This is a genomic window from Allobosea sp. (assembly GCF_035944895.1).
In the GTDB taxonomy this organism is placed as follows: domain Bacteria; phylum Pseudomonadota; class Alphaproteobacteria; order Rhizobiales; family Beijerinckiaceae; genus Allobosea.
Map to the genome: position 1 here is coordinate 104,711 of NZ_DASZAT010000016.1, position 12,007 is coordinate 116,717.

At 67.3% G+C, this 12,007-nt stretch carries 8 protein-coding genes; 4 read left to right on the top strand and 4 right to left on the bottom strand.

Features of this window, described 5'->3' with window-relative positions:
- Nucleotides 1–231: 231 nt before the first annotated feature.
- The 4 genes from VGV58_RS27590 to VGV58_RS27605 form a co-directional block, all read right to left on the bottom strand.
- Nucleotides 232–588: a hypothetical protein gene (locus VGV58_RS27590; RefSeq protein WP_326877267.1), complete on the bottom strand. Its 357-nt coding sequence runs from the start codon at nucleotides 586–588 to the stop codon at nucleotides 232–234.
- Nucleotides 589–711: 123 nt separating this feature from the next.
- A complete protein-coding gene (locus tag VGV58_RS27595; RefSeq protein ID WP_326877268.1) occupies nucleotides 712–1,605 on the bottom strand; it encodes a PfkB family carbohydrate kinase in 894 nt (297 codons plus the stop codon).
- A gap of 5 nt (nucleotides 1,606–1,610) precedes the next feature.
- Complete coding sequence (locus VGV58_RS27600; RefSeq protein ID WP_326877269.1) at nucleotides 1,611–2,657, bottom strand: aldose epimerase family protein; 1,047 nt, start codon at nucleotides 2,655–2,657, stop codon at nucleotides 1,611–1,613.
- Between the two features lie 97 nt (nucleotides 2,658–2,754).
- Complete coding sequence (locus tag VGV58_RS27605) at nucleotides 2,755–3,204, bottom strand: VOC family protein (protein ID WP_326877270.1); 450 nt, start codon at nucleotides 3,202–3,204, stop codon at nucleotides 2,755–2,757.
- Between the two features lie 79 nt (nucleotides 3,205–3,283).
- On the opposite strand from VGV58_RS27605, the gene VGV58_RS27610 reads away from it, so the two are divergent.
- The 4 genes from VGV58_RS27610 to VGV58_RS27625 all read left to right on the top strand — a co-directional run bounded on the left by VGV58_RS27610 (nucleotide 3,284) and on the right by VGV58_RS27625 (nucleotide 11,999).
- A complete protein-coding gene (locus VGV58_RS27610; protein WP_326877271.1) occupies nucleotides 3,284–4,738 on the top strand; it encodes a cation diffusion facilitator family transporter in 1,455 nt (484 codons plus the stop codon).
- A gap of 74 nt (nucleotides 4,739–4,812) precedes the next feature.
- The gene (gene pepN, locus VGV58_RS27615) at nucleotides 4,813–7,452 is read left to right on the top strand and encodes an aminopeptidase N (protein ID WP_326877272.1); all 2,640 of its coding nucleotides are present in this window, start codon (nucleotides 4,813–4,815) and stop codon (nucleotides 7,450–7,452) included.
- 453 nt (nucleotides 7,453–7,905) lie between these two features.
- Nucleotides 7,906–10,107 (top strand): PAS domain-containing sensor histidine kinase, encoded by a 2,202-nt coding sequence (locus tag VGV58_RS27620; RefSeq protein WP_326877273.1) that lies wholly within the window; start codon nucleotides 7,906–7,908, stop codon nucleotides 10,105–10,107.
- 245 nt (nucleotides 10,108–10,352) lie between these two features.
- Nucleotides 10,353–11,999, top strand: coding sequence for a GGDEF domain-containing protein (locus VGV58_RS27625; protein WP_326877274.1), 1,647 nt, complete (start codon nucleotides 10,353–10,355; stop codon nucleotides 11,997–11,999).
- The last annotated feature ends 8 nt before the right edge of the window (nucleotides 12,000–12,007 follow it).

Below are 12,007 nucleotides of genomic sequence, written 5' to 3' on the forward strand. Positions count from 1 at the left end.
TCGTTCGATTGTGCGGCGGCCGGCACCTGCGGAAGATAAGGACCAGCAGCAACGCATCGTTACGCTGGAACAGGATCGCGTCGCAAATACGTCGTCGCGGACCATCGCGTCTTCGTCTTTCAGAGGCGGGCATTGCCGCCGCGCGCGCGGCCATGAAGTCGCGGGCCGGCGCGGCGGCTTCGGGATGACTGGGCGTGACGCCGCGCTCGACATTCCCGCGCGGCCTCGGCCTCAGGCCTTGACCTTCTCGCCCTCGTCTTCGGCGGCTTCGTCTTCGTCGTCCTCGGCGACTTCGGCGTCCTCGTCTTCTTCCTCGTCCGCCTCGTCGTCGCCTTCAACCTCGTCCTCATCCTCGTCTTCGTCGTCGAGGGTGGCGTATTCATAGGCGAAGACGATCTCGCCCGTCGCCGGATCGAAGCTGCTCGCGGTCGACTCGTCGAAGGCCTCGATCAGCATCTCGGCATCCTCGGGGCCGTCGACATCGAAGCGGCGCACGGCTTCCTCGCCCTCGCCCTTCAGCGCGAGCTCGATCGCCCAGCCGCGGGAGCCGGTATCATAGACGCATTTCAGTCCCTGGATCGCCAGCATGACGCTCTCCTCAGATTGACCAGGTGCGCGGCAGCGCACGGCCAATCAGATGCCCGAACAGCGTGACGAGGGCGCGACGCAGGCTTTACGCATCGACGACAGCCGCGATCGGTTGGCGGTTCCTCAGGGATGCGCGGCCAGGAAGCTCTCGACTTCCTCGCGTGTCGGCGTACCCGCCCGGCCGCCGAAGCGGGTGCATTTGATCGCCGCCACCGCCGTAGCGAAACGCACGGCCTGACGCTCCCCCTGCCCCTCGGCCAGCGCCAGCGCAAAGGCGCCATGCCAGACATCGCCGGCGCCGAGCGTATCGACCGCCTCGATCGGGAAAGCCGGCAGATGGGCGATGCCGCCCTTCTCCATGAAGAGCACGCCGCGCGGGCCGAGCGTCACCGCCAGCCAGTTCTGCGCACCGAGTGCCAGCGCTTCCAGCGCCGCCCTCGGCTCCTGCCCGCCCGAGATCTCGTTCAGCGCCTTCTCGCTGAAGGCGACATGGCTGGCCGTGGTGACCATCTCCGGATGGGTCGGCTGGCGATCACCGTCGATCACGCCGGGCACACCGGCCTTGCGAGCCAGCTTCAGCGCCGCCAGCGAGCCCTCGCCCCAGCGCGTATCGACCAGCACGCCGTCGCAACCATCAGGCAGCATATCGGGCAGCCAATCGGGCGAGAGCGGCGTCTTCGGGTCGGTATAGGAGACGACCATGCGCTCGCCCTGGGCATCGATCAGGATCGAGGAGACCGGCGAGCGCAGGCCCTTGAAGCGCGGCGAGAGCGAGGTGTCGACGCCGTCCTGCTGCAATTGCCCGACGATCGTATCGCCGACCGCGTCATCGCCAAGCCGCGTCGCCAGCCAGGCCTTGCCGCCGAGACGGCCGATCGCGGCTGAGCCGCTGCCGGCGCAGCCGCCGCCAGTGACGACAAGATCGCGCGCCCGGTCCTTCTCGCCGGGATTGGGCACGCGCTCGACGCTGTAGACATAGTCGAGCGTCGCGATACCCAAACAGAAGACACCGGCCATGCGACTTACGCTCCGAACCTGAATTCGCTGATCTGGCGATAGACCTCGCCGGGGCGCAGCACCGTCGAGGGGAAATGCGGGAGATTGGGCGAGTCCGGCACGTGCTGCGGCTCCAGCGCGATGCCGGCGCAGGCGCCGTAGCGGACGCCATCCAGCCCCACGACGGGCGTATCCAGCTTGAAGCCGTCATAGACCTGCAGCGCCGGCTCGGTCGTCCAGACCTCCATGGCAAGGCCTGAGCGATGCGAGCGCAAGGTCGCGGCATGGGCGATGTCGAGGCCCGTCGCCGCCGCTGGCTCGCGGCGGTCGCGCCGAAGCAGATAGTTGTGATCGTACCAGAAGCGCGAACCGTCAGGATTGGCGAAGCGGATCGGCCGGCTCTTTCGGAAATCGAACGGCGTGCCCGCGACCGAGGCGACCGAGCCGTCCGGGATCAGGTCGGCATCGACCGGCGTGATCAGGTTGGCGCGGACCTCGAATTCGTGATCGAGGATGTCCGGAGCGTCGTCGAGGCGAAAATAGGAGTGATGCGCCAGGTTGACGATGGTCGGCGCATCGGTGGTGGCGCTGAGCTCGATCCGCAGGGTCGCTGCGCCGACGAGGCTGTAGCGGCAGACGACGTCGAGCGTGCCGGGATAGCCGGCATCGCCGGCGGGCGAGACCAGCGCCAAGGTCGCGCTCGCCTCGTCATGATGCACCAGCGTCCAGGGCCGCTTGCCGAAGCCCTGCCCGCCGCCATGCAGCGAGTTACGGCCATGTTCGTTCAGCGGGGTCTGGTATTCAGCGCCGTCGAGCACGAAGCGGCCGCCGCCGATGCGGTTGGCGAAGCGGCCGGCGATCGCGCCCATATGCGGGGAATGCCTGGGGTAGTCAGCGAAATCGGGGAAGCCGAGCACGACGCGCTGACGCCCGCCATTCGGCAGCGGCACGACGAGATCGCGCAGCACCGCGCCCCACTCCATCACCCGCGCCTCGGCGCCAGCAGGAGAGCGGAGCACGGCCTCATGGATCGGCGTGCCGTCATCGAGCGTACCGAACAGCGTCTTGGTCAAGGCCAGCCTCCCGCCGCGCCGCCCCTTCATCAAGGCGGTTGCGGTTCCTTCGCTAGTCGCAGATGTGCTGCGGGCACAAGCCCCGCAATCTACGTCCTCACCACGCCCCGGTGTTCGGCATGCTCAGCCAGGGTTCGGCCGGCGCCTTGGGATCGCCCTTCTGCAGGATCTCGATCGAGATGTTGTCGGGCGAGCGGACGAAGGCCATGTTGCCGTCGCGCGGCGGCCGGTTGATGGTGATACCGGCCTTCATCAGCTTGTCGCAGGTCGCGTAGATGTCGTCGACCTCATAGGCGAGATGGCCGAAATTGCGCCCGCCGGTATAGACCTCCGGATCCCAGTTATAGGTCAGCTCCAGCGTCGGGCGGCCGCGGCTGCCTTGCTCTTTCACGGTGGCGGCATCGTCGGGCGCAGCGAGGAAGACCAGGGTGAAGCGGCCCTTCTCGCTCTCCATGCGGCGGGTTTCGACCAGACCGAACTTGGTCACGTAGAAATCGAGGGCGGCATCGAGGTCGGTGACGCGAACCATGGTGTGGAGATAGCGCATCGTTTGTCTCCCGGGGTTGATCTGGTTGATGGATCGGGCCAAACCGGCGCCATTCCAAGAGGGCTCGCGCGGACCTATCATGAGCGAAACGCAGGATCGCACGCCGAACCCGGCCGGCCCGGTGTCGCCCACCGAGGTCTCCCGGGTCAAGCAGAAGGCGGCGACGCTGTCGGTGATCGCCAGCGTCGTGCTGACGCTCGCCAAGTTCGGCGCGGCGATCCTCTCGGGCTCGCTCGCGCTGATGACCGACGCGCTGCAGGGGCTGATCGACATCGGCTCGACCATGTTCACCTGGTTCGCGGTGCGCGCCGCCGACAAGCCGGCCGATGATGAGCACCATTACGGCCATGGCAAGTTCGAGGCGCTGGCGGCGCTGCTGGAGACCGCGATCCTGTTCGGGCTCTCGGGCGCGATCCTGTGGGAGGCCGCCAACCGGCTGTGGAGCGGGACCGAGCCGCATGTCGCGGTGACGCCGCTGGTCATCGGCGTGCTGCTGTTCTCGCTGATGGTCGACGCGACGCGCTGGCGCACGCTGACCATGGTCGCAAAGGAAACCCGCAGCGAGGCGCTCTCGGCCGAGGCGCTGCACTTCGCCACCGATTTCGTCGGCACGGCGCTGGTGCTGCTTGGCCTGATCCTGACGCGGATGGGCGTGCCGATGGCCGACAGCGCAACTGCGCTGGCGCTCGCCGTGTTCATGATCGCCACCGCCATCAAGCTCGGGCGGCGCACGGTCGATACGCTGATCGACGCCGCGCCGAAGGGCGTCGCCGACCGTTTGCGCGAGGCGGCGCAGGGCGTTGCCGGCGTGGTCAATGTCGAATGGCTGCGGCTGCGGCCGGCCGGCGGCGTCGTGCAGGGCGAGATCGGCATCCAGGTGTCGCGCACGCTGCCGCTCGACCGCGTCAGCGCGATCAAGGACGACCTGCTGCGGGCATTGGCCGTCGTCGAGCCGGATTCGGCGCTGACCGTCACCGCCAACCCGGTCCAGGTCGACGACGAGACGGCGCTGGAACGCGTGCTGCTGATCGCGCTGAAGATGAAGGTGCCGGTGCACCATGTCAGCGTCCACACCATCGGCGAGCGGCTCGCCGTCTCGCTCGACATGGAGGTCGACGCGCTTCTGCCGCTCGGCGAGGCGCACGAGGTCGCCACGCGGCTGGAGAACGCGATCCGAGCCGAATTCGGCGGCGAGACCGAGGTCGACACCCATATCGAACCGATGGAGACCGGCCAGCCTTCCGGGCATAACGCGCCCTGGGAGGTGGTCGAGGCGATCGGCAAGGCGATCGCCCAGGAAGCGGCTCGCCTGGCCGAGACGGGCGGGCCGATCCGCGACATCCACAGCGTCCGCGTGCGCGAGACCCGCAACGGCCTCGTGGTCAACTATCACTGCCGCGCCGATGCGGCGCTCGATGTCGCCGCTGTTCACCTCGCTGTCGACAAGATCGAGCGCAAGGTTCGCGAAGCCCGGCCGGATGTCTGCCGCCTGGTCAGCCATGCCGAGCCGGCCGTGACGCCCGGCAAGCCCTAAGATCTGCCCTGACGGCTTCCGCCGTCACCCCGGGCCTCATAGATAAGAGCGACTGAAGGAAGCGAGCCGAGCCCATGCGCGCCGAAGACGCCCCGCTGATCCGCCTCGAGGACTATCGCCCCTCGGACTGGCTGATCGACACTGTCGATCTCGATATCGTTCTCGATCCGACGCGGACCAGGGTGCGCTCCCAACTGCAGTTGCGGCCAAACCCGGCCGGCCATGCCGGGGCGCCGCTCGTGCTCGACGGCGACGAGCTGACACCCGATTCCATCCTGCTGGACGAGGTCCCGCTCGACCCTTCCCTTTACTCCCTCTCGCCGCAGGGGCTGACGATCCAGGCGCCGCCGGCGCGGGCCTTCTCGCTCAGGATCGAGACGACGCTCGACCCCGGCGCCAATACCAAGCTGATGGGGCTCTACCGCTCCAGCGGCGTCTACTGCACGCAATGCGAGGCCGACGGCTTCCGCCGCATCACCTATTTCCTCGATCGTCCCGACGTGATGAGCGTCTACACGGTCCGTCTCGAAGCGGCGAAGGCGCAGGCGCCGGTGCTGCTCTCCAACGGCAATCTCGTCGCAGCGGCCGAGTTGCCCGGCGGCGAGCGCCATTTTGCCGTCTGGCACGATCCCCATCCGAAGCCGGCCTATCTGTTCGCGCTGGTCGGCGGCAAGCTCGACCATGTCCGGCAGCCTTATGTCACCGCCGACGGCCACAAGGTCGAGCTCGCGGTCTATGTCGAACCGGGCAAGGCCGGGCGCGCCGGCTGGGCGCTCGACAGCCTCGTGCGTTGCATGCGCTGGGATGAGCGCGTCTTCGGCCGCAACTACGATCTCGACGTGTTCAACGTCGTCGCCGTGTCCGACTTCAACATGGGGGCGATGGAGAACAAGGGCCTCAACATCTTCAACGACAAATACGTGCTGGCCGACCCGCTGACGGCGAGCGATGGCGACTATGCCTCCATCGAGGCGATCATCGCGCATGAGTACTTCCACAACTGGACCGGCAACCGCATCACCTGCCGCGACTGGTTCCAGCTCTGCCTGAAGGAAGGGCTCACCGTCTTCCGCGACCAGGAATTCTCCTCCGACGAGCGCTCGCGCCCGGTGAAGCGCATCGCTGATGTCCGCACCCTGCGCTCCACGCAGTTCTCCGAGGATGCCGGGCCCCTCGCCCATCCGGTCCGGCCGCGCGCCTACAAGGAGATCAACAACTTCTACACGCCGACGGTCTACGAGAAGGGCGCGGAACTGATCCGCATGCTCAAGGTACTGATCGGCAAGGACGCCTTCGCGCGCGGCATGGATCTCTATTTCGAGCGCTGCGACGGCACGGCTGCGACGATCGAGGAATTCCTCGACTGCTTCGTCGAGGCCTCCGGCCAGGATCTCGCCCATTTCGCCGGGTGGTACGAACAGGCGGGCACGCCGACCGTGGTCGCTTCCGGCAAATACGATGCGCAGGCGAAGAGCTATACGCTGCAGCTGGCGCAATCGACGCCGGCGACGCCCGGCCAGTCCGAGAAGAAGCCGGTGGTCATTCCCGTCGCGCTCGGCCTCGTCGGCAAGGGTGGCGACCTGCCGCTGATCAGCATCTCGCCGGCGCTGAAAGCCGGTGGCGTGATGGTGCTCGACCAACCCTCGCTGTCGGTGACCTTCACCGACCTGCCGGAAGCACCGACGCCGTCGCTGCTGCGCGGCTTCTCGGCCCCTGTCCGGCTCGAGCTCGACCTCGGCGACAGTGAGCTGCTGCGGCTGTTCAGTGCCGACAGCGATTCCTTCAACCGCTGGCAGGCGCTGCAGACGGTCGCGACACGGGCGCTGGTACGAGCCGGCAAGGGCGATGGCTCGACACTCGATGCGACCGCGACCGACCTCGCCAAGGCGCTCTCCAGCCTCCTCGCCGGCCCGGCCCTCGCCGATCCCGCCTTCGCCGCGCAGGTGCTGCGCTTGCCGGCTCCGGCCGACATCGCTCGCGAGATCGGCCGCGATGTCGATCCGGATGTCGTGCATGGCGCCCATCGCCGGCTCTCGGCTGCGATCGGCGCCGCGGTTGCGAACCAGCTTGCGGCCCTGCGCCAAGACCTCGCCGATCGGGGCCCCTATTCCCCGGCGGCGGCTCCGGCCGGACGGCGCGCCTTGCGCAACGAAGCGCTCGGCCTGATCGCACTGGGGGCTCCGGCCGAAGGTGCGCGGCTGGCGCTGGCGCAGTTCACCGAGGCCGACAACCTGACCGACCGGCTCGCGGCACTCGCCGCGATGACGCTGATCCCCGGAACCGAACGTGAGGATCTGATCGCCCGCTTCGGCGAGCTCTATGCCCGCGAGCCGCTGGTTCTCGACAAATGGCTGATGGCGCAGGCGCTGATCGCGGAGGACGGCACGCTCGCCCGTGTGAAGGGGTTGATGAGCCACTCCGCCTTCTCGCTCGGCAATCCGAACCGGGTGCGCGGCCTGATCGGCGGCTTCGCGGCGAACCTGACCCAGTTCAACCGCGCCGATGGCGAAGGCTATGCCTTCGTCGCCGACATCGTCATCGCGCTCGACCGGACCAACCCTCAGGTCGCCTCACGCCTGCTCGGTTCGTTCAAGAGCTGGCGCATGCTGGAGGCCGGCCGCCGGGCCAAGGCCGAGGCTGCGCTGCGCATGGTTGGAGCGACGCCCAACCTGTCCCGCGATGTCTCCGATATCGCCGCCCGCTCGCTAGGTTGAGCCGACGGTCAACGCGCTTCTTCTCCCTTTCGCCCTACGCGAAGGACCTATCGTGCAGGCTCCTCCCCTCCCCCTTGCGGGGAGGGTTTTCCCGCGCCTTCCACGGGCCCTTTTTGGCGCTTCGCCGCCCCCTGGGAATCGCCCGTTAACCGCCTGCTCAGCCAAAGGTTAACGAAGTCCTGCGCGCGCAGGATTCAACCGATTCGTCACCACAACCAGCGCGCGCAAAACAGCTTCGAGGGTGTAGTTTCCGCTAGACAAAGCGAGTCCTGCGGATTCAACTGGCTGTGATTCGGGGATGCGGCACGTCTCTCGATCTTACTGTCGGTACATCGCTTCCGAAGGGGGACGGGCATGACGCGTGCAGACGCGGCTTGCGCACACGTGCGCGCAAATTCAGTTCTGGGCGTAGCACGATCCCTGACGCATCCGCTTTATCAGCGCTTCGAGCAGATGGAACCGACCTTCCGGAAAGTCATTCCGGCACTTGTCGCAGGCTTCGTCCTGCTCCTCGCCTTCGGCGCCTACATCCAAACCTCGGCCCTGCGCGATGACGCGCTCGACGATGCCGCGGTCGATCTCGAAGCACTTTCCGCATTGCTTGCGCGTGAGATCGATCTTGCCTCGAAAGACGACAAGCGCCCGGACCGCGCCCTCGCCCCCCTGACGACCAAGCATATCGCCGGCCGCGGCCGCATCGTCTATGTCAGCGACGCCGCCGGCCGGCTGGTCGCCAGTGAGCCGGCGATTGGCACAAGCGAGCGCAACCTGGTCGACGTGCTCGGCCCCGGGCAGGCATTGACCGTCTTCGCCGACCGCGCCGGCGTGATGCCGATCACGCTTCCTGGCGGGATCGAGACACTCGCCACCGTGCGCAACCTCGCCGCCCCGCTCGGCCAGGTCGCTGTGCTGCATCCGGTCAAGCGCGCGCTCTCGATCTGGGACGAGCGCCGACGCTCCATCCTCGTTCTGTTCGGCTCGGCCGCGATCGTGCTCGCCGGTATCACCGCCGCCTTCGTGCTGCAATCGCGCCGCGCCCGCGCCGCCGATGAGGATTGCGACTGCGTGCGCGACCGCATCGACACGGCACTGAGCCGTGGCCATTGCGGCCTGTGGGACTGGGACCTCGCCAAGGGCCGGATGTACTGGTCGGATTCGATGTACGCCATGCTCGGCTATGACCGTGCCGGCGAGTTCATGTCCTTCGGCGAGGTCAATGCCTTCATCCACCCCGAGGATGCCGACCTCTATGGCCTGGCCGATGCGGTCAGCCGCGGCGAGACCGACCATCTCGACCAGGAATTCCGCGTCCGCAACGCCTCGGGCGAATGGGTCTGGCTCAAGGCGCGGGCCGAGCTCGTCACCGACCGGCGCACCGGCGCGCAGCATCTCGTCGGCATCGTCGTCGACATCTCCGAGCAGCGCCGCATGGCCGCCCGCACCGCCACCGCCGACGCCCGCCTGCGCGACGCGGTCGAGGCGATCTCGGAAGCCTTCGTGCTCTGGGACGCCGAACAGAAGCTCGTGCTCTGCAACGCCAAATACCAGCAGTTGCACATGCTGTCGCCCGAGCTGGTGCGCACAGGCACGACCTATGAGCAGATCATGAGCCACAGCGCCCAGCCGAGCATCGACCGCGAGCCGGTCCGCAGCGTGCGCGCCGGCTCCGGCAGCCATTCCTACGAGGCAAAGCTCTCGGACGGGCGCTGGCTGCAGATCAACGGCCGCCGCACCAAGGATGGCGGCTCGGTCTCGGTCGGCACCGACATCACCATGCTGAAGCAGCAGGAGGAGCGCCTGACCCGCTCCGAGCACGAGCTGCTCAAGACCGTCACCGACGTCAAGGCCTCGCGCCAGAAACTCGAAGCACAGGCGCAGCAGCTCGCGGAACTCGCCGAGCTCTATCTGGAGCAGAAGGCCGCCGCCGAAAGCGCCAACCGCGCCAAGTCCGAATTCCTCGCCAACATGAGCCATGAGCTGCGCACGCCGCTCAATGCCATCCTCGGCTTCTCCGAGATCATGGATGACGGGCTGTTCGGTCCGCTCGGCTCCGAGCGCTATGTCGAATATGTCCGCGACATCCGCTCCAGCGGCGGCTACCTGCTCGCCGTGATCAACGACATCCTGAACATGGCCCGGATCGAGGCCGGCAAGATCGAGCTCGAAAAGACCGATGTCGCGCTGGATCTCGTGGTCGGCGAGGCGATCAGCTGCCATCGCGAGGAGATCACCCGCAAGCGGCTCTCCCTCACCAGCGAGCTCGGCAGCGACATGCGCCTCGAGGCCGATGCGCATGCCCTCTTCCAGATCGTCGGCAACCTCGTCGACAACGCCATCAAGTTCACGCCCGAGGGCGGCCGGATCGCGGTCCGGCTCAAGCCGGCGCCGGGCGCCCTCAACCTCTATGTCGAAGATAGCGGCATCGGCATCCCGCGCGAGAAGCTCGGCCGGATCGGGCGCCCGTTCGAGCAGGTCGAGGGCGATCTCATCCGCAGCCATGGCGGCTCCGGCCTCGGCCTTGCCATCGCCCGTTCGCTGGCGGAACTGCATGGCGGCTCGCTGCGTGTCCGCTCGATCATGGGTTCGGGCACCATCGTAATGGTCCACCTGCCGCTTCGGCAGGACGCCGGCAAGGTCGTGGCGGAGGCCGCCTGAACCTGGCGCCCGGCGCTGCAGCCGCCATCAAGAAGGCATAAAACGTCGCGACCTTCTTAGATGCGGCTTAACCGCGCCCCTTGACGAAGCCTAAACCGCCCTGCGGCAAGCCTCGTTCTGCGATGCTCATATCGGCGGCCAGCCGGAGCGTCTCCTCGAGTTTTGGATCGATGCAGGGCAAGTTCGACAGCGACCGTCCACCAGCCTCCCAACACGCCGGCACAGCGCTCGGACGTTCGGCAGCCGTGACGATCGCCTTCCTGTCCGTGATGATCGCACTCGTCATCTCGGGGTTCATCTTCATCAGCTACCAGGAGGCGAAGGTCGAGGAAGAGCGCAAGAGCACGCGAACCTTGCGTGTGGCGCGCCAGGCCGTGATGGAAACCGGTGCAGCGGTCGCCGAGCTGATGATCCGGCGCGACAGCGAACCCAACCTGCTCAGATACGCGCAAACACTCAACCGGTTGAACACCTTCGCCGATGACAGCTTCCCCGCAACCGCCTTGCGCGGAAGCGACGAAATACCGACCCCCGTGATCATCACCGCACTCAAGGCCGGCTGGGCCGATGTCGTCTCCGCCGTCGCCGCGAAACAGCCCGAGATCGCGCAATCGCTCTACGGTGCTCGCGGAATCGAACGCCACGTCACGGTCCTGACCCGGGCGATCCTTGCGGATCTGACCAGGAAAGAAGCGCTCGAAGCCTCGTTCAACGCCAACATCGAGCGCGCAACGAGTATCGTGCTCGGACTTCAGATCATGACGGGCGCTTTCTGCATCCTGGCCTTCATGGGCGCCTCGCGCAGCAGCGCACGCGATGCCAGGACTCGCGACCTCGCCGTCGCCAATGCGAACGCGTCGCGCGAGCAGGTTTCGCGCCTGTTCGGCATGACCGAGATGCTGCAGAGCGCGCTCGACCACACCGACGCCAATGCCGTCCTGCGCGCGACGGCCGCCGAGCTCATCCCCGACCTCGGCGGGGCGCTCTACGTCTTCAACAACTCGCGCGACCGGCTGGCGCTCTCGACGACATGGGGACGGGAGGAGCTCGAGGCGCTGCCCGACTCCATCGGGCTGCAGCAATGCTGGGCCCTGAAGCGCGGCAAGCCGCATATGAACCGTCCCGGCTCGCATAACCTCTGCTGCGAGCATCACATCGTCAGCGACCGCGCCCTCGAAATCCCAATGATCGCCCGCGGCGAAATCCTCGGCCTGCTGCAGCTCTATTGCAGCGGCGCCGAAGCGGACCGGCGGCTCGAAGGGGCGGCCGGCATCGGCACTGCGCTTGCCGATGCAATGTCGCTCGCGCTCTCGAACATCGCGCTGCGCGATAAGCTGCGCAGCCAGGCACTGCGCGATCCACTGACCGGGCTCTATAACCGCCGCTACATGGAAGACGCGCTCGAACGGGTGGTGCGCCTCGCCGAACGCGAGCGGACCGAGGTCTCGGTGATCATGATCGACCTCGACCACTTCAAGCGCCTCAACGACCAATACGGCCACGCCAAGGGTGACGCCGTGCTGCGCGATTCCGCGGCGGCGATCATCAACCAGCTGCGCGAGACCGACATCGCCTGCCGCTATGGCGGCGAGGAGCTGATCGTCGTGCTGCCCAATTGCGGGCTCGACATGGCGGCGCAGAAGGCCGAGCGCATCCGGGCCAGCATCGAAGCCCTATCGGAACCGAATGGAGCGCAGGTCTCGGCTTCGCTGGGCGTCGCCTGCGTCCCCGCGACCTCGAACTCCAGCCGCGATCTGCTGGCCCATTCCGACGCAGCGCTCTATCGCGCCAAGCAGGAGGGCCGGAACCGGGTCGTACGTGCGCCATCGCACAAGACCAAGGGGGCGCGGATGGAGCAGAGTGGCGGCGCCGACTCGCTGGCGGCGGAGTAGAACGCAGC

Excerpts from the sequence above, each read along its gene's own strand:
- VGV58_RS27605 (WP_326877270.1), bottom strand. The coding sequence starts at position 3,204 with ATGCGCTATCTCCACACCATGGTTCGCGTCACCGACCTCGATGCCGCC.
- VGV58_RS27595 (WP_326877268.1), bottom strand. The coding sequence starts at position 1,605 with ATGGCCGGTGTCTTCTGTTTGGGTATCGCGACGCTCGACTATGTCTAC.
- pepN (WP_326877272.1), top strand. The coding sequence starts at position 4,813 with ATGCGCGCCGAAGACGCCCCGCTGATCCGCCTCGAGGACTATCGCCCC.
- VGV58_RS27610 (WP_326877271.1), top strand. The coding sequence starts at position 3,284 with ATGAGCGAAACGCAGGATCGCACGCCGAACCCGGCCGGCCCGGTGTCG.
- VGV58_RS27620 (WP_326877273.1), top strand. The coding sequence starts at position 7,906 with ATGGAACCGACCTTCCGGAAAGTCATTCCGGCACTTGTCGCAGGCTTC.
- VGV58_RS27590 (WP_326877267.1), bottom strand. The coding sequence starts at position 588 with ATGCTGGCGATCCAGGGACTGAAATGCGTCTATGATACCGGCTCCCGC.